The sequence below is a fragment of the Nonomuraea harbinensis genome (assembly GCF_019396385.1).
Lineage (GTDB): Bacteria > Actinomycetota > Actinomycetes > Streptosporangiales > Streptosporangiaceae > Nonomuraea > Nonomuraea ferruginea.
In genome coordinates this window covers 15,120-34,022 of record NZ_JAHKRN010000002.1, presented here as the reverse complement: position 1 = coordinate 34,022, position 18,903 = coordinate 15,120, and the positions used below count along the sequence as shown (strand labels likewise).

General features: G+C 72.7%; 13 protein-coding genes. 8 read left to right on the top strand and 5 right to left on the bottom strand.

The features are described 5' to 3' along the window. The first annotated feature begins 17 nt into the window (after window positions 1-17). The gene (locus KME79_RS02125; protein WP_219543095.1) at window positions 18-1,058 is read left to right on the top strand and encodes a Gfo/Idh/MocA family protein; all 1,041 of its coding nucleotides are present in this window, start codon (window positions 18-20) and stop codon (window positions 1,056-1,058) included. Here KME79_RS02125 and KME79_RS02120 read toward each other — a convergent pair. Further along, complete coding sequence (locus KME79_RS02120; protein WP_219543094.1) at window positions 1,055-1,837, bottom strand: tyrosine-protein phosphatase; 783 nt, start codon at window positions 1,835-1,837, stop codon at window positions 1,055-1,057. The genes KME79_RS02125 and KME79_RS02120 overlap by 4 nt on opposite strands. Window positions 1,838-1,910: 73 nt before the next feature. On the opposite strand from KME79_RS02120, the gene KME79_RS02115 reads away from it, so the two are divergent. Further along, entirely contained in the window at window positions 1,911-2,780 is an 870-nt protein-coding gene (locus KME79_RS02115) for a hypothetical protein (RefSeq protein WP_148030260.1), read from the top strand. On the opposite strand, the gene KME79_RS02110 is transcribed toward KME79_RS02115, so the two are convergent. Both KME79_RS02110 and KME79_RS02105 read right to left on the bottom strand, forming a co-directional pair. Further along, a complete protein-coding gene (locus KME79_RS02110; RefSeq protein ID WP_219543093.1) occupies window positions 2,761-5,289 on the bottom strand; it encodes a tetratricopeptide repeat protein in 2,529 nt (842 codons plus the stop codon). The two genes, KME79_RS02115 and KME79_RS02110, sit on opposite strands and share 20 nt — an antisense overlap. 55 nt (window positions 5,290-5,344) lie before the next feature. Then, complete coding sequence (locus KME79_RS02105; RefSeq protein WP_308248750.1) at window positions 5,345-7,456, bottom strand: M6 family metalloprotease domain-containing protein; 2,112 nt, start codon at window positions 7,454-7,456, stop codon at window positions 5,345-5,347. Between the two features lie 106 nt (window positions 7,457-7,562). Between KME79_RS02105 and KME79_RS46800 the strand changes: the two genes are divergently transcribed. The 5 genes from KME79_RS46800 (at window position 7,563) to KME79_RS02080 (ending at window position 13,444) form a co-directional block, all read left to right on the top strand. Then, complete coding sequence (locus tag KME79_RS46800) at window positions 7,563-8,714, top strand: PucR family transcriptional regulator (RefSeq protein ID WP_219543092.1); 1,152 nt, start codon at window positions 7,563-7,565, stop codon at window positions 8,712-8,714. A 104-nt stretch (window positions 8,715-8,818) separates the two neighbouring features. Continuing rightward, on the top strand, window positions 8,819-9,781 hold the full coding sequence (locus KME79_RS02095) for an imidazolonepropionase-like domain-containing protein (protein ID WP_219543091.1): 963 nt from the start codon (window positions 8,819-8,821) through the stop codon (window positions 9,779-9,781). 280 nt (window positions 9,782-10,061) lie between these two features. Next, complete coding sequence (locus KME79_RS02090; RefSeq protein ID WP_281429262.1) at window positions 10,062-11,312, top strand: MFS transporter; 1,251 nt, start codon at window positions 10,062-10,064, stop codon at window positions 11,310-11,312. A gap of 9 nt (window positions 11,313-11,321) precedes the next feature. Beyond that, window positions 11,322-12,890, top strand: coding sequence for a gamma-glutamyltransferase family protein (locus KME79_RS02085; RefSeq protein WP_219543089.1), 1,569 nt, complete (start codon window positions 11,322-11,324; stop codon window positions 12,888-12,890). A gap of 23 nt (window positions 12,891-12,913) precedes the next feature. Continuing rightward, complete coding sequence (locus KME79_RS02080) at window positions 12,914-13,444, top strand: hemerythrin domain-containing protein (protein ID WP_148030255.1); 531 nt, start codon at window positions 12,914-12,916, stop codon at window positions 13,442-13,444. A 104-nt stretch (window positions 13,445-13,548) separates the two neighbouring features. Here the strand turns inward: KME79_RS02080 and KME79_RS02075 are convergent, their stop codons facing one another. After that, window positions 13,549-14,205, bottom strand: a complete 657-nt coding sequence (locus KME79_RS02075; RefSeq protein WP_219543088.1) for an HAD family hydrolase — start codon at window positions 14,203-14,205, stop codon at window positions 13,549-13,551. A 117-nt stretch (window positions 14,206-14,322) separates the two neighbouring features. On the opposite strand from KME79_RS02075, the gene KME79_RS02070 reads away from it, so the two are divergent. Continuing rightward, on the top strand, window positions 14,323-14,925 hold the full coding sequence (locus KME79_RS02070) for a Uma2 family endonuclease (RefSeq protein WP_219543087.1): 603 nt from the start codon (window positions 14,323-14,325) through the stop codon (window positions 14,923-14,925). On the opposite strand, the gene hrpA is transcribed toward KME79_RS02070, so the two are convergent. After that, window positions 14,915-18,808, bottom strand: coding sequence for an ATP-dependent RNA helicase HrpA (gene hrpA, locus KME79_RS02065; RefSeq protein ID WP_219543086.1), 3,894 nt, complete (start codon window positions 18,806-18,808; stop codon window positions 14,915-14,917). The two genes, KME79_RS02070 and hrpA, sit on opposite strands and share 11 nt — an antisense overlap. Window positions 18,809-18,903 lie beyond the last annotated feature (95 nt).

Here is an 18,903-nt window from a genome sequence, read left to right as displayed (position 1 = left end):
CCGGGTAGCCTGGGGCGATGGACGAGATCCGGGTCGGGCTGATCGGTTACGGCACGGCGGGGGCGGTCTTCCACGCGCCGCTGATCGAGGCCACGCCCGGGCTGCGGCTGACGGCCGTGGTGACGCGCGATCCGGCGCGTCGCGACGAGGTGTCCGCCCGCTACGGCGCCGAACCCGTCTCCGAGGCCGCGGCGCTGTGGGGCCGGTGCGACCTGGTGGTGGTCGCCTCGCCCAACCGGACGCACGCGAGCCTGGCGGCCGAGGCACTCGACCATGGCAGGGCGGTGGTGGTCGACAAGCCGTTCGCGCGCACCGCGGAGGAGGCCCGCGCCGTCACCCGGCTGGCCGCCGCGAAGGGCCTGATGCTGACCGTCTTCCAGAACCGGCGCTGGGACGGCGACTTCCGCACCGTACGCCGGCTGGTCGCGGAGGGCGCGCTGGGCGAGGTGCGGCGGCTGGAGTCGCGCTTCGAGCGCTGGCGGCCGGCGCCCAAGGGCGGCTGGCGCGAGACCGGCGGCCCCGGCGACGCCGCCGGGCTCCTCTACGACCTGGGCAGCCACCTGGTCGACCAGGCGCTCCAGCTGCTCGGCCCGGTCACCCACGTCTACTGCGAGAGCGACGTGCGGCGCGCCGGGGTGGCGGCCGACGACGACACGTTCGTCGCGCTGACGCACGCGGGCGGGGCGCGCTCCCACCTGTGGGTCAGCGCGGTGACCCCGAGCCTCGGGCCGCGCTTCCGCGTGCTCGGCTCGTCGGGCGCCTACCTGAAGTACGGGCTCGACGTGCAGGAGGAACGGCTGCGCGAAGGACGGTCGCCGGCCGCGGCGGGGTTCGGCGAGGAGGACGCGGACCGCTGGGGCGTGGCGGGAGCCGGCGACGACCTGCGCGAGGTGCCCACCGAACCGGGCGCCTACCTCGACTTCTACCGCGAGGTGGAGTCCGCGCTGCGCACCGGCGGGCCGCCTCCGGTGACTCCCGAGAGCGCCGTGGAGGCGCTGGCCGTGATCGAGGCGGCCCGCCGGTCGGCCGGCGAGCGGACCGTGGTGCGGGTGGGCTAGCCGCGCAGGCGGTCGTACATCGCCTGGCTGTCGTCGTCGCTCCAGCCCTGCCGCGCCAGCCAGCCGAGCGGGCCGCCGAACCTCTCGTCCAGCACGCTCAGGAACTGCTCGATGTAGCGCGGGCGCGGCATGTGGTCGTCGGCCGGGCGCGAGTCGAGGTCGTCGCGGTAGGTGGAGCTGCCGCGCAGGCGGCGCAGGATCAGCTCCAGCCGCTCCCCCGTGGCCGCGTAGTCGGCCACGATGGCCTCGCGGGTGGCGCCGGCCACCTCCAGCGCGAGCGCGCACAGCACGCCGGTGCGGTCCTTGCCCGCGGCGCAGTGCACCACGGCCGCGCCGTCGTCGCGCGCCATCGTGCGCAGCGCCCGCACCACCGCGTCGGGCCGGTCGCGCAGGTAGCCGTAGTAGAAGCCGGTGACGCGCAGCTCCACGTCGCCCTGGCGCTCGTGCCAGGGCAGCACCCGGTCGGCCTCGATGGTGTCGGCCTCGACGTCGGTGCGCCGCCCGCCCTCGGGGAAGAGCGTCAGGTGGTGATGGGTCACCTCGGGCACCTCGGCCAGCGGCCCCGGGCCCTCCAGCGTCACCTCGGGGGTCGAGCGCAGGTCGACCACGTGCCGCAGCTTGAGTTCGCCGACCAGCCGGGAGACGTCGGCGGGGGTCAGTCCCTGGAGGTTGTCCGACCGCAGGATGCGGCCGAACTGTGTGACGCCGCCGTCACGCGTCGGAATCCCGCCCAGGTCACGGACGTTGACGGCGCCGTCGAGATCGATCCATCTGCTCATCACGTTCACCCCGCCGACCCTATATGTCCCGCAAACATGAGCGGATTCGCGGTTCATAACGCAGCATGAACGTATGGATCCACGTGCTCTGCCCCCTCGGCTGGTGATCGATCCATCGCTGCCCCCGGACGTCTCCGTCGAGCTCCGGTCGAGCCCGCACGTGCTCAGACTGGCCAGGTCCGGCTGGCGGATGGCACCTCGCAACCTCACCTGGCTGTTCGTCCTGCCCGGTTTCCTGTTGCTGCTGTGGATGGTGACGGGGACCGGCGCGGTCATCACGGCGGCCGTCGGCGCCGGCCTCTTCGGACTGATCCGCTGGCTCTCCGTCGGGTCGTACAACAGGGCGACCCGCCGCAGGCTCGCCCTGGCCTACGAGTACGCCAACTACTACATCCTCCCCGAGGACCTCGACTACCCCTGCCAGGTGCTGCTGCGGCGCGCCCAGCGGGCGGCCGAGGCGATCCTCGGGTCGCAGGTGCACAGGGAAGGGCTGATCGACACCATCGACAACCGGGTGACGCTGCCGGAGGAGGTCTGGCAGATCGCGCAACGGCTGCGCAAGCTGTCGGCCATGCACGCCGAGCACGGCAAGCTGGTCCCCCGCGAGCTGCCCACGGGGCTGAAGGACGCGTTCAAGCCCTACAGCACCGCGCTGGACGCGGCCTGGACGTCGCTGTCGAAGCGGGTGCGCAACCTGGAGCAGTACGCCAAGCAGGTGGTGAAGGCCGACCGGGTGTTCCACGCGCACCGGCGGCTGGAGGCGCTGGCCGCGCGCACGCCCGACTACCAGGAGCTGATCGCCGACACGGTGCGCGACGACATGGCGCGCGCGCACCTGCGGGAGCTGACCGACCAGGCCGCGCACGCGCGCAAGCTGTTCGAGGAGAGCATCCACCAGGCCAGGCAGGCGGCGGGCGAGCTGCTCAGGCCTCCGCGGCCTTGAGCAGCTCCAGCGTGCGGCGCACGCCGGCCTCGTTGCCCAGGCTGCGGTAGATGTCCCTGGCCTGGCGCAGCGGCGGCCCGGCGGCGCTGCCGGCGCCCGCGTCCAGGTGCGCCTCGCCGATGTACTGCAGGCCGCGCGCCATCCACCAGCGGTCGCCCAGCCCTTCGAAGGCGTCGACGGCGCGGCGCAGCTCGCGCTCGGCCTCCGCCACGCGGCGCAGCCTGCCGAGCACCCGGCCGACCGACAGGGCCGAGCGGGCGACGCCCCAGGAGTCGCCGAGCGCCTCCAGGATCTCCCCCGCCCGGCGGGCCACCTCCAGCTCGCGCAGGCCGCTGGACGGGTCGCCGACCTCGCCGGCGGCGCGCAGGCAGCGGGCCTCCTCCCACAGCTCGCCGCGCCGCCGGAACATCTCGGCCGCCCGGTCCAGGCTGTAGCCGGCCTTGGTGAAGGTCTCGACGGCCGCCCGCTGGTCTCCCGCCCGGTGCAGGCCGCGGGCCTGGGCGGCGAGCACCTCGCCGTACACGCGCAGCGTCTGCGCCTCGGAGTAGCGGTTGCCCTCGCGCTCGAACACCTCCAGCGCGTCCTCCAGCAGCTCCCTGGCCTCCTCGGGGCGCCGTTCCGCCAGCCGCATCTCGGCGAGGTTGCGTTGCGTACGCGCCATCCACCAGAAGTCCTCGACGCCCTTGAACGCGGTGATGGCGGCGACCAGGAACTCCTGGGCCCGGTCGAGGTGGCCGTCGCTGAACAGCGTCATGCCGATGGTGCGCAGCGCCCTGGCCGCCCACCACGTCTCGCCGAGTTCGGTGAACGCCTCCAGCGCCTCCTCGGCGTCCGCCCGGCCGCGCTCCTGGCCGCCCTGCCCGCCCCAGACGGCGGCGCGGTCCAGCGCGGCGATGGCCCGCGCGCGCCGGTCGCCGGCCCGTTCGGCGGCCTCGCAGCCGATGTCGGCGGCCTCCGCCCAGTCGGCCCAGTAGGCGCGCAGCGAGTGGCACAGCGAGCAGAACGCCCGCGACAGCCCCCACGTCAGCTCCCACAGCTCCAGCCGCCTGGCGATGCCGATCATCGCCATGAACGTGAGCCGCTCGGCGTTCAGCCAGTCGCCCGCGTGGATCTGGCCTTCGGCGGTGGAGCGGCGGCCGCCCTTGCTCCAGTCCTGCGGCCAGCGGTTCTGCGCCGCCTCCTCGGCGCGGCGGCGGTAGCCGTGCAGGACGCGCTCGACGGCGTCGCCGCGCCTGGCCGGGTCGTCGTCGCCCGCCAGCTCGGCGGCGAACAGGGCGACCAGGTCGTGCAGCCGGTAGCGCATCGTGCCGGTCAGGTCGGTGCCCGAGCACTCGGCGAGCTGGGCGTCGATCAGCGCCTCCAGCTGGTCGGCGCCGTCCAGGGTGGAGATGTCGAGCAGCTCGCCCGCCACCCAGCCGGGCACGTCGGGCGCCGAGCTGAGCGCGCTGAGCAGCCGCAGCAACCGCCGCTGCATGCCGGTGCAGTCGTCGTAGCTGAGCTGCACCGAGGCCCGCACGCTCTTGTCCACCGTGGGCGCCAGCTCCAGCTGGTCCAGGCGGCGGCGCTCGTCGGCCAGCCGGTCGGCCATCTGCCGCAGCGTCCACTGCTCGCGGGTGGCCAGGCGGCCGCCGCAGATGCCGATGGCCAGCGGCAGGTAGTCGCAGAGCCGCACGATCTCCTTGGCGGACTCCAGGTCCTCGAAGACCCGCTCGCCGCCGGCCAGCCTGGCCAGCAGTTCGACGCCGTGCGCCTCGCTGAACGGGCCGAGCCGGGTGTCGTGGGTGCCGCCGAGGAACAGCGGCTGGCGGGAGGTGACCAGCACGGCGCAGCCGCGTTCGGCCGGGATCAGCGCCTTGACCTGATCGGCGCTGTGCGCGTTGTCCAGGCCGATGAGGATCCTGCGGTCCTTGGTCCAGGTCAGCCAGAGTTTGCGCAGCTCCTCCAGCCCGCCGGGGTCGATGGCCAGCCGGACCCCGAGCGCGCGCAGGAATCCGATCAGCACCTCCTCGGGCCGTACCGGGGAGTCGACGCCGCCGCGCAGGTCGGCGTAGAGGCGGCCGTCGGGGAACGATCCGGCGACCTCCTGGCCGAACCGGGTGATCAGGGATGACTTGCCGACGCCGCCCCTGCCGTACACGGAGACCACCAGCGCCGGTGCGGGAGCCGCGGCCTTCCTGCGGGCGGCGAACACCTCGCGCAGCTCGGCCAGCGCGTCGGCGCGGCCGGTGAAGTGCTCCGGCACGGGCGGCCACTGCTCGGGCGCCCTGGAGGCGGGCTCGGCCGGTGTCACGCGGCGGGGCCGCACCTCGGTGGTGGCCCAGGTGGCCACGCCCACCAGGAGGGCGGCCGCCGCCGTGACGCCCACCTTGGCCACCGGCGGGATCTCCCACTCCAGGGCGGCCGCGAAGATGCTGGCCGCGGCGGCGGCGAAGCCCGCGGCGACCGGCGCGGCCACCCCGATCTTCCTCAGCCGCCGCGGTCGCGGTTTGTCAGGCAGGTCACCTGTCATGATCGGATTCAAACCGATGGGGCACGGCTCGCGCCAGCCGTACCCCATCGTTCATTCAGACGCCCACCACGAGACACGTGGCGGTCGCGGACTTGGCCGGGTCGCTCTCCGAGGTGGCGGTGAGCTTGACCCGGGCCAGCCGGTCGCCGCCGGAGCCGCGGACGGCGTTGACGGTCACGGTGTCGTGCCCGCCGAACTCGACGGTGGCCAGCGCGTTGGGCGTCTGAGCGGTCCAGCCCTTGCCCGAGACCTCCGCGGTGAGGCGGTAGACGTCGGACTTCAGGTAGGCGCTGACGTCCTCGGGGTGCTGCCCCTGGGCGGGGGCCGACCTGCCGGTGTTGAACAGCGGGAATCTGCAGGTGGACAGGTTCTTGCCGGACGGGACGCCGGCGCCGGGCAGCAGCCGCACGCCGCGCCGCTGCGGGCCCGCGCCGTCGAGGGAGCGGATCGCCACGGTGTAGGACAGGATGCCCTTGCGGTCGCGGTGCACGTCGGTGATGTAGAAGTGCAGCCGGTTGGCCTCGTCGACGTACTCGTACTCGCTGCCGGAGTCCGTGCCGGCGTGGAAGAGCGCGTCGGACAGCTGCCGGTAGTCGCCGATCGTGATCGGCACCTCGGTGCCGTCGGGCATCACGTAGTCGGTCATGCCGATGTCCTGCGGGTTGGCGTCGATCACCCACTCGAACGGGGCCCGGTCGGCGTTCTTGGTCTTGGCCAGGAGCACGCCGGAGTCGGGGGTGAACGAGTCGCTGCCCATCCGGTCGACGACCTCGACCGTGTAGTTGTCGTAGCCGCCGCCGTCGCACATCGGGTCGGTGCCGGGGTCGCAGGCGGGGCTCTTGTCACCGGTGTCGAAGGCGATGTTGATCCCGGACAGGCCCTTGTCGCCCGGCTGCACGGCGCGGGCGGTCACCTTGGCCGTGACGAGGCCGGACTCGTCCAGCGCCTCACGGGACAGGCGCAGCACGTTCCGCTCGTCCACCATCTCCAGCTTGATCTTGTTGCGGAGCATGTGCTGGGCGCCCATGGACGCGCCCGCGGTGGGCGGGATCAGCCAGCGGGAGTGCGGGCCGCCGGGCCCGTTGAAGCTGCCCCGGCTGAGCATCTCCCAGATGCCGGTGTACGCGCGCCGCGGCGGCACCCCGTACGGGTTGTTGTAGTTGTCGGCGATGCCCATGATGTGGCTCAGCTCGTGGGCGTAGACCGCCATGCCGGAGCTCTCGGCCTGCACCGAGTCGATGCCGAAGCGGGCGTTGGGCCAGAACGTGGAGCCCGCCTGCCAGGAGGTCCACTCGACGTAGCGGGTCCTGGACCAGTTGGGCAGGGCGGGGTCGTTCTCGGGGCCCCACGCGTCGGGCACGTCCTCCTTCGTGGGGAACTTCATCATGCCGAACTCCTGCCAGGTGGACGACTCGTCCTGGCCGGCGCTCACGTAGAAGACGAAGTCGAACTGGTCGGCCACCTCCTGGCCGACGTCGGCCAGCCAGGCGGCGTTGCCGTCGGCGCGCAGGTTGCGGTTGCAGGTGTCGCCGGCGGGGCAGGCGTCCCGCTGGTACTCCAGCGCGTACTCGTGGTCCTTGCCGGGCATCGTGTACGGGCCGAACCCGGTCAGATCGACGCCGTAACGCCCGCCGGAGTCCTCCATCCAGTACTCGTGGATGGTGTGGCCCTTGTTGAGGTCGTTCGGGGTGTTGAGGAAGTCCTGGTAGAACTTGGCGACCTGGTCGCGGGGCACGTCGTGGGCCTGGGCGCTGGGGTTGCCGAAGATGGTCGAGCCCTGGGGCTGGGTGACCACGAACGGCTGGTTGGGGTAGTCCAGCAGCACCAGCGCGCCCTTGAAGGTGCGCACGGAACCCTCGGCGGAGGGGTCGTTCCAGGTGGTGCCGGGGATCTTCTTGTAGTCGGCCCACGTCATGTGGTCCGGGTTCTCCCAGTTCTGCGGGTCGATCGGCTCGAAGCCTGCCGAAGGCCGGCCGCGCAGGGCGCTGGGGTTCTCCGCGGGCGCGTCACGCTGCCAGGGCTGGGTCTGGGGCCAGTGGTCGAGCCGCCAGGGATGCTCGGGGTCGTCTGCGGGGGGTGCTGCGGAAGCGGGAGTCGCGATCAGGCTCACCGGGATCAGCACGATGGCCGACAGCACGGCTCCCAGCAGTTTCTTCGGGACAATCACGGCTCGACGGTATAGAGCATATTGACCGAGATCACCGTTCAGTTGTAGGGAAGACCTGTAGCAGCGCTTCCAACAAATGATGAAAAGTCCTGATCAAGGGGCGCCCGTGGCGGATCTTCAGCGGATCGTCGACGACCTCGCGGCCCGGCTCGGCCGCCCGCTCCTGCTGGAGGACCGGCTGCAGCGGGTCATCGCCTACAGCGAGCAGAACGGCGCCATGGACGACATCCGCCGCGACTCCATCCTGCGCCGCCGCACCACGCCGGAGGTCCGGCAGTTCCTGCGCGCCGCGGGGGTGCACGACGCGCAGGACCCGCTGCGCACGCCGGGCGCGCCGCAGCTCGGGCTGCTGCCGCGGTGGTGCGTCCCGGTACGGCACGAGACGGCGCTGCTGGGATTCCTGTGGTTCATCGACACGGCGCCGGCCATGTCGGGCCCCCAGGTGGCCGAGGCCGCCGCGGCCGCTCCGGCGCTGGCCCTGGCGCTGTTCCACGAGAGCCTGGCCACCGGCCTGGCCTCCCACCGGGAGCTGGAGGCGGTCAGCGGGCTGCTCATGGGCGAGCGGGAGGCGGCGCTCCAGCTCATCGAGGCGGGCGCGTTCCCGCAGGCGCAGCCGGTGACCGTGCTGGTGGCCAGGCCGCCGGCGGGCGAGCCGGACGACGCGCTGCGCCTGGCGCTGGAGCAGGGGCTGCTGGCGCTGCGGCGGCGGCTGAGCGGGCACCACCCGCTGCATCTGGTCCGCTACGACCACGCGGCGCTGCTCGTGGCCGGCCCGCCGATCGCCGCCGACGAGGTGCACGCGGCCATGTCGGTGCCGGTCGTGGTCGGCATCGGCCGCCCGAGGCCGGCGCTGGCCGAGGCGGCCGGGTCCTACGCCGAGGCGCGGCACGCGGCGGACGTGGCCGCGCGGGTGCCGGGCCTCGGCCGTTCCGCGCTGTGGGAGCGGCTGGGCGTCTACCGGATGCTCACCCGGCTGCCCGACTCCGAGCTGCATCCCGGGCTGGAGCCCTTGCTGGGCGACACGCAGCACCTGCCGCTGCTGGAGACGCTGGAGACCTATCTGGACCTGGCGGGCAGCGCCGTCGCCACCTCGCGTGCGCTGCGGCTGCACCGGACCTCGCTGTACTACCGGCTGCGGCGCGTCGAGGAGCTGGCCCGTACCGACCTGAAGGACGGCGGGGAGCGGCTGGCGCTGCACCTGAGCCTCAAGCTGGCCCGTCTTTCAGGCCGCTACCGGCCGCGTGACGGGATCGGATGATTGCGGTGTGCACGCGCGCTCACGTTTAATGCATAAAAGGGATATTTGCCACGGGAGTATCGATGGGGGTCGTGAAGCGCGCGCGTCCGGCTCTGAACCCCCGCGTGTCCAGACCCGTGGTCCTCCATTCCGCGACGCTGGTGCTGCCCATCGCCACCGAGCCGATCAGGAACGGCGCCGTCGCCGTGCGTGGCGAGCGGGTGCTGCGCGTCGGGCCGCGCGACGAGCTGCTGGGCCGCTACCGCGTCACCGAGGAGCACCACTGGCGCGGGACGATCGTCGCCGGGCTGGTGGACGCGTACGCGTCGGGCGGCGCCCCCGGGCCGGGGGTGGTGGCCCGCGCGGCCGAGCTGGGCGACCCCGCCGCCGCGCCGGGACCGGCCGCGGGCGTCGCGTACGTGCCCGTGACCTGCGAGTCGGAGCGGGAGTGGGAGGAGAGCCGGCGCGACGCGCTCATCACGGCCATCCACGAGATGGACCGGCCCGTCGGCATCGCCCCGCACACGCGCGACCCGCACGTGCTGGAGGACGTGGCCCTGCTGGCCAGGACGTTCGGCCTGCGGCTGCTGGTCGACCTGGACCGCCACTCCCTCGCCGGGCTGGACGAGGCGGGCGTGCTCGGGCCGCACTGCCACGCGGCGTGCGCCCGGCCGCTGGACCCGGGCGAGCGCAAGCTGCTCAAGCTGCGGGGCACGACGGTGGCACTGCGCCCCGGGCCCGGCGTCGACGAGTGGCCGGCGCTGGTCGAGGAGGGCACCCCGCTCGCCATCGGCACCGCGCCGGCGCGGGGGGATGTGCTGGCGTGCGCGGCGGCCGTCCGGGCGCGGGTGCGGGAGCTGGGGCTGCGCCCGCGCGGGCTGGACCGCGCGCTGGTGGAGGCCGCCACGCTCGGCGGCGCCAGGGCCCTCGGCATGGCGGGCGGGCCCGGCGGCCTCGGCACCCTGCATCACGGCGGCCGGGCCAGCTTCGCGGTGTTCGAAGCCCGCGGGCGCTACCCGTACTCCGCCCTGATGCACGGCCCCGCCTGCCTGGCCACGATCATCAGCGGCCGCGTGTACCCTGCCTGACCAGCCAGGCCACGGATTACCACTATGCCTACCTGCCCTACCCGGAGCGCAGGCGGCTGCTCGGGCTCGGCGCCGAGAAGCGGTTCCCGCCGGGCAGGTCCTGATGCGGCAGGGCGACTGCATGAAGCCGATCTTCGTGCTGCTGGACGGGCTCGCGGCGGTCGCTGGCGCGCTAAACCTTCCCACGGGGTGAAATAGCGCACATTTCGGTCATTCCGGAATCCAGCTTTCGGAGCGGCGTGTTCCCCCCTCGGCCGCACCGTCAAATCCGGGACAAGTCTTGTCGCTCACCGCCTCTACTTTCCGTGCCCTGCGTCATCACAACTACAGGTTGTGGGCAGGGGCGGACCTCGTCTCCATCACCGGCACCTGGATGCAGGTGCTGGGCGTGAACTGGCTCGTCCTCACGATCACCGGCTCGGCCACCAGCGTGGGGCTCAGCCTGGTCATGCAGGCGCTGCCCACGCTGCTGCTCGGCATGTGGGGAGGGGCTCTGGCGGACCGGCTGCCGACCCGCCCCGTCGTGGTCGCCGCCCAGCTCGCGCAGGCCGCGCTCGCCGCCGTGCTGGCCGTGATCGCGCTGACCGGGGTGCGGTCGCCGCTGCCGATCTACGCGGTGGCGCTGGCCGGCGGGGTGGTGTCGGCCCTGGGCGGACCGGCGCTCGGCCGGTTCGGGGCGGAGATGGTGCCCCGGGAGGACCTGCCGAACGCGATGGCGCTCGGCTCGATCATCAACTCGGCCGGGCGCATCCTCGGCATGTCGGTGGCCGGGATGATGCTGCCCCTCACCGGGAACGCCGTGCTGTTCGCGGCGAACGCGCTCACCTTCTTCGCGGTGATCGTCGCGGTGATGCGCATGCGGTCGTCGGAGTTCCACGAGCTGGCCGCCGAGGAGCACCGGCCAGGGGCGGTGCTCGCGGGGCTGCGGTACGTGGCGCGCACCCCGTGGCTGCTCGTCCTGCTCGCGCTGTCGATCGTGCTGGGCAGCCTGGGCCGCAACTACCAGGTGACCATGGCGGCGATGAGCGCGGGCCCGCTGGCGGCGGGCGCGGGCGGGTACGGGCTGCTGTCCACGGTGTTCGCCGCCGGGACCGTCGTGGGCGGGTTCCTCGCCGCCTCGCGGCCGCGGCTGACGATCCGGCTGCTGCTGATCTCCGCGTTCGCCATCAGCGTGCTGCAGGCGCTGAGCGGCCTGATGCCGTCGCTGGCGGCCTTCGCCGCCTTCATGCTGCCCATCGCGGCCGGCGCCATCCTGGTCGACACCACGGTCTCGGCGCGGGCGCAGCTCGACAGCCCGGACGCCATGCGCGGGCGGGTGCTGGCCGCGCTGGGCATGGCCGGCGCCGCGTCGGGCGCGCTGGGCGGGCCGGTGCTGGGCTGGCTGAGCGACTCCTTCGGCCCCCGGCTGGCGCTGCAGGTGGGCGGCGTCTCCTGCGTCGTCGCGACGCTGCTGGCGGCGGCCGCGCTGGCGCGGTTCAGGAAGACCGCCACCGGCCCGGCTCCGGCGCGCGTGGCGATGGAGAACGCCTAGTCTCGACGGGTGCGAAACACCCGATACGCCCCCTCTGGGATGGTATGCAGCATCGACCATCTCGCGTCCGCCGCCGGGGTGACGGCGCTCGACCGCGGCGGTTCCGCCGCTGACGCCGCCATCGCCGCCAACGCCGTGCTCGCCGTCACCTCCCCGCACATGTGCGGGCTCGGCGGCGACCTCTTCACCCTCGTCCACGACGGCCCCGCGCAGTCCGGTTCCCACGGTCCCGTACGAGACGGCGGGCCGGTTCACGCGCTCAACGCGTCCGGCAGGGCCGGGAGCGGTGCGGACGCCGGGCGGTTGCGTGCCGAGGGGCACCGGCGGATGCCGCACCGGCTGGACGTCAGGTCCGTGCCGGTGCCCGGCTGCGTGGACGGCTGGCTCGCGCTGCACGCCCGGTACGGCCGGCTCCCGCTGGCCGACGTGTTCGCGCCCGCCGTACGGCTGGCCCGCGACGGTTTCCCGGCCTCGCCGCTGCTGGCGCCGATGGCGCGGGAGATCGCGGACCGGCCGGGCGCCGGCGACCTCGCCGGGATCCGGGCGGCCGGGGACCGGGTCCGCAGGCCGGGCGTGGCCCGCGCGCTGGAGGCGGTGGCCGAAGGCGGGCGCGCCGGGTTCTATCTGGGCGAGTTCGGCGAGGGCCTGCTGGAGCTGGGGTCCGGCGAGTACACGCGGGCCGACCTGGAGCGGGACAACGCCGACTGGGTGGAACCCCTGCGGGTGCGCGCGTTCGGCCACGACGTGTGGTCCGCTCCGCCCAACTCCCAGGGTTACCTGCTGCTGCTCTCGCTGGGCATCCTGGACGGGCTGGAGCTGCCGCCCTCGACCGCGCACGCCGCCTGGGCGCACGCGCTGGCCCGGTCCGCCCGCGCCGCCGCGCACGACCGCGACGCGCTGCTGCACGAGCACGCCACCGGCCTGCTCTCCCCCGCCGAGATCGAGCGCCGCCGGGCGCTGACCGGTCGCGGGGACCTCAAGGTGCCCGCCGCCGACGGCGACACCACGTACCTCTGCGCAGTGGACGGCGACGGGCTCGCCGTTTCCCTCATCCAGTCGAACGCCTCCGGTTTCGGCAGCTTCCTGTTCGAACCCCGTACCGGCATCAACCTGCACAACCGCGGCATCGGCTTCTCGCTGGAGCCGGGCCACCCCGCCGAGTACGGCCCCGGGCGGCGGCCGCCGCACACGCTCACGCCCGCGCTCATCACCCGCCCCGACGGCTCGCTCCGCTCAGTCGCGGGCACGATGGGCGGCGACGCGCAGCCGCAGATCCTGCTCCAGATCATCACCAGGCTGCTGCGGTACGGGCAGAGCCCGGGAGAGGCGATAGCGGCGCCGCGCTGGCGGTTCGGCAGCGGCACCGGCTTCGACACCTGGCGCCGCGCCGAGGGGGCGGTGGTGGAGCTGGAGGACGGCACCGGCTGGCGCGACGGGCTGGCCGCGCTCGGCCATCGGGTGTCCGCGGTGCCCGGCGGCGCGTTCGGCCACGCGCACCTCATCGACGTCCTGCCGGACGGGATGCTGGCCGGTGCGACGGACCCGCGCGCGCTGACCGGCGCGGCGATTGGGCGGTGACGGAAGGGGTAGCCACGGACGTCATGGCAACCGACGTCATCACCCTGATCACGAATGACCACCGCAAGGTCGAGGCGCTCTTCGAGCGGCTCAAGAAGGAGGAGGGCGACCCCAAGGCGGCCGTGACCGAGTTGCACGCCCTGCTCATCGCGCACGCCCGCGCCGAGGAGGACCGGGTCTACCCGGACCTCGACGCGCACCACGGCCTGGAGGAGCACAAGGAGGCCGAGGTGCTCCTCGACGAGCTGGTGCGATCCCGGCCCGGCACCCCCGAGTTCCGCCGGACGCTGGACAAGCTCGTCGAGTCCGTCAACCACCACGTCGAGGAGGAAGAGGGCGAACTGCTCCCGCAACTGGCCGAGCAGGCCGGCGAGAAGCGGCTGCGGGAGCTCGGCAAGGCCTTCGAGGAGCGCCGGGACGAGGAGCTGCGGGCCCTGACGGCCGGCGGCGCCACCAAGGCCGAGCTGTACGAGCAGGCCCAGAAGGCGGACATCCCCGGCCGCTCACAGATGGACAAGGAAGAACTGCAGGAAGCCGTACGCAAGACCACCTAACCCGCCCGGCGGGGGGTCAGGCCGGGCGGACCACATCCTGAGCTTGGCCGGCGGGGCGGGTCAGGTCAGGCGGACCACATCCTGAGCTTGACCGGCGGGGCGGGTCAGGACAGGCGGCGCAGCGCCGGGAGCAGCGCGTGCAGGTCGTCGGCGATCACGTCGGCGGCCTCGCGCGCCTCCGGCCGCGCCGCGTGCAGGTAGCCCCACGGGCCGCGGCGCAGCAGGGCGGTCCGCATCCCGGCCGCGGCGGCGGGGCGCACGTCGTTGTCGAGCCGGTCCCCCACGTAGAGGATCTCCCCCGGCTCGCGCCCGGCGACCGCGGCCACCTTGGCGAAGAACCCGGGCGCCGGCTTGGACACCCCCCACCCGTCGGAGGTGTGCACCGAGTCGACGGGCAGCTCCATCGCGACCAGCGCGTCATAGGCCCGCACCGGCTGGTTTCCCGCCAGGATCACCTGGTAGCCCGCCTCCCGCAGCCCGCCGAGCGCCTCGCGCACGTCGGGGTAGAGGTCGTCGGCGTCGAAGTGGTTGCGCAGGCTGTCGGGCTCGTCCCGCTCCCAGGCCGCGATCTCGGCCTCGACGTCGAACCCGGGCCGCACCAGCTCGAACCCCTCGCTGAAGGACTGGTCCAGCGCGGCCATCCCGCCGAGCACACCCATCAGCACGAACCTCGGCACCCCGAGCCGGTCGGCCCACCGCGACCAGATCCGCGTCTCGTCGATCACGGTCTCGCCGACGTCCAGCACCACAGCCTTGATCATCAAACCCATCCGTCATGTGGAATTTTTCCTCCACTGTACGAGTCGCGCCCAGAGCTCGGATTCGTGGAATACTGAGCGTGCCCGTTCGAGTACGGAGGGACAGATCTGATGGTTGCCATGGCGATCCGGCACGACGAGTACGCGAAGCTCGCCCCCACCAGCAAGAAGCGGATGCCGGAGACCGCGCGAGAGCTGTTCGACGCACTCCCCGAACTCCCCGGTTTCCGGGCCGACGTCATCGAAGGAAACCTCATAGTGAGCCCTGTAGGGACCCCCGAGCATGCTGACTGCGCCATGGAGCTCTACCGCGCCCTCTGGCCGGTGATGGACGAACATGGCTGGAAAGGGCGCGCCGGCAATGTCGACGTGTGCATCGAAGGGCCACGCGAGCCTGTGGAGCCCGATTTCGTACTCGCACCGCACGACTGTCCACGTTGGGGCGAGCGCGAGCTGCGGTCGTCCGGGCTGATCATGGTTGCCGAGGTCGTCTCGACCGGTAGCGCGATCAGGGACCGTGAGGAGAAGCCGCCCCTCTACGCCACCGGCGGCATCCCGATCTACCTGCTGATCGACCCCGTCGCCGAGACTCCCTCCGTCACCGTCTACAGCGAGATCGGCGACAGCGGGTATCTCGCCCGCGCCACCGTCCCCATCGGCACGCCCCTGCGACTGCCCGCGCCGATCGACTTCGAGCTCGACACGTCGATCTTCAAGGCCTGAGGCGGTCCATCGCCTTGGCGATGCGCTTCTCCGACACCGGGGTCGGCGTGCCGAGTGTCTGGGCGAAGAAGCTGACCCGCAGTTCCTCGATCATCCAGCGGATCTCCGCCACGTCCGGGTCCGCGCGCCGGCCAGGGGGCAGGCGTTCCAGCAGGTCGTGGTAGTCGTCCTCGACCTTGTGGACGCGGTCCATCCACTCCTCGTCACGCCACGGGTCCTCCGGCAGCTTGGTGAGCCTGCGGTCGACGGCGCGCAGGTAGCGCAGCACGTCGGGCAGGCGGGCGTGGCCGGTGGCGGTGACGAAGCCCGGGTAGACGAGCCTGCCGAGCTGGTCGCGGACGTCGTCGGCGGAGGCGCTGGAGCGCATGGCGTCGAGCTGGATCCCGGCGGCGTGCCACACCGTCAGGATCTGCTCCACCCGGCCCAGGATGCCGGCCGCCGTGTCGTACAATTCGGCGCGGACGTGCTGGTAGAGGCGGTCGTAGGCGGCGGGGTCCCAGACGGGGCCGCCGAGGTCGCGCATGAGCTTGTCGGCCGCGGCGTCGACCACGTCCTCGAAGAGGGCCACGGCGCCGCCGTGCGGGCTGCGTGACAGGGCCAGCTTGGCTTGGTTCGACAGCCCCGACAGCAGCGGCTTGGCGGGGTTGGCGACGTTCAGCAGGAGCAGGCGGCGGGTGCCGGCCCAGTGGGAGCGGCGCTGCTCGGCCTCCGTCTCGAAGATCTTGATCGAGACCGAGTCGCCGGCGTCGGCCAGCGCCGGGTAGCCCTTCATCCGGCCCTGCTCGAACACCTTGGGCAGGGTGCCGAAGCTCCACGTGCGCAGCCCGGTGCGTTCGAGGCCGTCGCCGGCCTCCGAGAGGGTCTTGCGCAGGCGCGGGGCGAGGCGGCGCTTGAGCGCCGCGAGGTCCTTGTCCTCGGCGATGGCGCGCCTGCGCTCGTCGATCACCCGGTACGTGATGCGCAGGTGGTCGGGAACCTGGTCGAGCTGCCAGGCGTCGCGCGGCACCCGCACGCCGGTCAGCCTCATCAGCTCGCGCTCGACGGCCTCCAGCATCGGCTCGGCGCCCGGCTCGGCGTTGGCCAGCACCTGCCTGGCGTAGTCGGGGGCGGGCACGAAGTTGCGGCGCAGCTGCTTGGGCAGCGACCTGATCAGCGCGGTGACGAGCTCCTCGCGCAGGCCGGGGATCTGCCAGTCGAAGCCGTCGGAGGTCACCTGGTTGAGCAGGTGCAGCGGCACGTGGACGGTGACGCCGTCGGCGCCCTGCTGATCGTCCGGGTCGGGCGCGAACCGGTAGGTCAGCTTCATCCGCTGGCCGAGCTGCCGCCAGGTGTCGGGATAGTCGCGGGCGCTGACGTCGGCGCCCTCGTTGACCAGCATCTCCGGCGAGAAGGTGAGCAGGTCGGGCTGGTCGGCGCGGGCCTTCTTCCACCAGGAGTCGAAGTGGCGGGCGGAGACCACGTCGGCGGGCAGGCGCTGGTCGTAGAAGTCGAACAGGGCCTCGTCGCCGACGAGGATGTCGCGGCGGCGGGCGCGGTTCTCCAGCTCCTCGACCTCGCCGAGCAGCCGCCGGTTGTCCTTGAGGAACTTGTGGTGGCTGTCCCAGTCGCCCTCGACGAGCGCGTGGCGGATGAACAGCTCGCGCGACAGCTCGGGATCGATGCGCCCGTAGTTGACCTTGCGCCCGACGACGAGCGGCACCCCGTACAGCGTGACCTTCTCGTACGCGATCACCGCCCCCTGGTTCTTCTCCCAGTGGGGCTCCGAGTAAGTGCGCTTGACGAGGTGCTGCGCGAGCGGCTCCACCCAGTCGGGCTCGATCTTGGCGTTGACCCTGGCCCACAGCCGGGAGGTCTCCACGAGCTCGGCGGACATCACCCACTGGGGCTGCTTCCTGGCCAGCGCGGAGCCGGGGAAGACGGCGAAGCGGGCGTTGCGGGCGCCGAGGTACTCCTGGATGGGGCGGCGGCCGTCGGAGGCGCGCTGGCGGTCCATCACGTCCTTGACGCCGACGTGCGACAGCAGGCCGACCAGGAGCGACTTGTGGACCAGCTCGGGGTCGGCCGGGTCGCTGTTGGGGTGCGCGCCGAGCGACTGGCGGATCTGGCTGTAGATGTCCTGCCACTCGCGTACGCGCAGGTAGTTGAGGAACTCGGACTTGCACAGGCGGCGGAAGGCGCTGGAGGAGAGCTCCTGTTGCTTGTCGCGCAGGTGGTTCCACAGGTTGAGGTAGGTGAGGAAGTCGGACTCGGGGTCGGCGAAGCGGCGGTGCTTCTCGTCGGCCTGCTGCTGCTTGTCGGCGGGGCGCTCGCGCGGGTCCTGGATGGACAGCGCGGCGGCGATCACCATGACCTCGCGCACGCAGCCGTTCTTCTCCGCCTCCAGCACCATGCGGCCGAGCCGGGGGTCGACGGGCAGGGTGGCGAGCTTGCGGCCGATCGGGGTGAGCTTGCCGTGGGCGTCGAACGCGCCGAGCTCGTGGAGCAGGTTGACGCCGTCCTTGACCTGGCGGCGGTCGGGCGGCTCGACGAACGGGAACGCCTCGATGTCGCCCAGCCCGATCGAGGTCATCTGGAGGATGACCGAGGCCAGGTTGGTGCGCAGGATCTCCGGGTCGGTGAACTCCGGCCTGGCGAGGAAGTCGTCCTCCTCGTAGAGGCGGACGCAGACGCCGTCGGAGGTCCGGCCGCAGCGGCCCTTGCGCTGGTCGGCGCTGGCCTGCGAGATCGCCTCGATGGGCAGGCGCTGCACCTTGGTGCGGTGGCTGTAGCGGGACAGGCGGGCGTAGCCGGGGTCGACGACGTACTTGATGCCGGGCACGGTCAGCGACGTCTCGGCCACGTTGGTGGCCAGGACGACGCGGCGGCCGGTGTGGCGCTGGAAGACGCGGTGCTGCTCGGCGGCGCTGAGCCGGGAGTAGAGCGGCAGGATCTCGGTGTTGCGGAACTCGGCCTTGGCCAGGGCGTCGGCGGCGTCGCGGATCTCGCGCTCGCCGCTGAGGAAGACGAGGATGTCGCCGGGCCCCTCGCCGGTCAGCTCGCGGCAGGCCTCGACGATGCCCTGGGTCTGGTCGTCGTCCTCGCCCAGCGGGCGGTAGCGGACCTCGACGGGGTAGGTGCGGCCGGACACCTCGATGATCGGCGCGTCGCCGAAGTGGCGGGAGAACCGCTCGGGGTCGATGGTGGCGCTGGTGATGATGACCTTGAGGTCGGGGCGTTTGGGCAGCAGCTGCTTCAGGTAGCCGAGGATGAAGTCGATGTTGAGGCTGCGCTCGTGGGCCTCGTCGATGATGAGCGTGTCGTACTGCTCCAGCATGCGGTCGTGCTGGAGCTCGGCGAGGAGGATGCCGTCGGTCATCAGCTTGACGAGGGTGCGGTCGCTCGCCTGGTCGGTGAAGCGGACCTTGTAGCCGACGACCTCGCCCAGCTCGGTGTGGAGCTCCTCGGCGACGCGCTCGGCGACGGTGCGGGCGGCGATGCGGCGCGGCTGGGTGTGGCCGATGAGGCCGCGCACGCCCCGGCCCAGCTCCAGGCAGATCTTGGGGATCTGGGTGGTCTTGCCGGACCCGGTCTCACCGGCGATGATGACGACCTGGTTGTCGCGGACGGCTTCGAGGATGTCGTCCCTGCGCTGGGAGACGGGCAGCGTCTCCGGATAGCCGATCTCCGGCACGCTCTCGCGGCGCCGCTGGAGGCGTCGCTCGGCACGTTCCACGTCGGCGAGGATCTCCGCGGCGATCTTCTCCCGCGCTTCGCGGGAGCGCACCCGGCGCACGCCGTCGAGCCTGCGCCGCAGCCGCCGCTGGTCGCGCGGCATCAGGTCGGGCAGGCGGGCCTGAAGCTCTGTGAGAGAGGAGGACGGAGAGGACAACGCAGGAGTTCCCATACTGCTTTCAGGATATTCGGGCCCCGCGTGCCGGGAGCCAACGGCCCATCGTGCCCGACGGGCGCGTCGCGCGCATCTCGAATTCCGTTGACCGT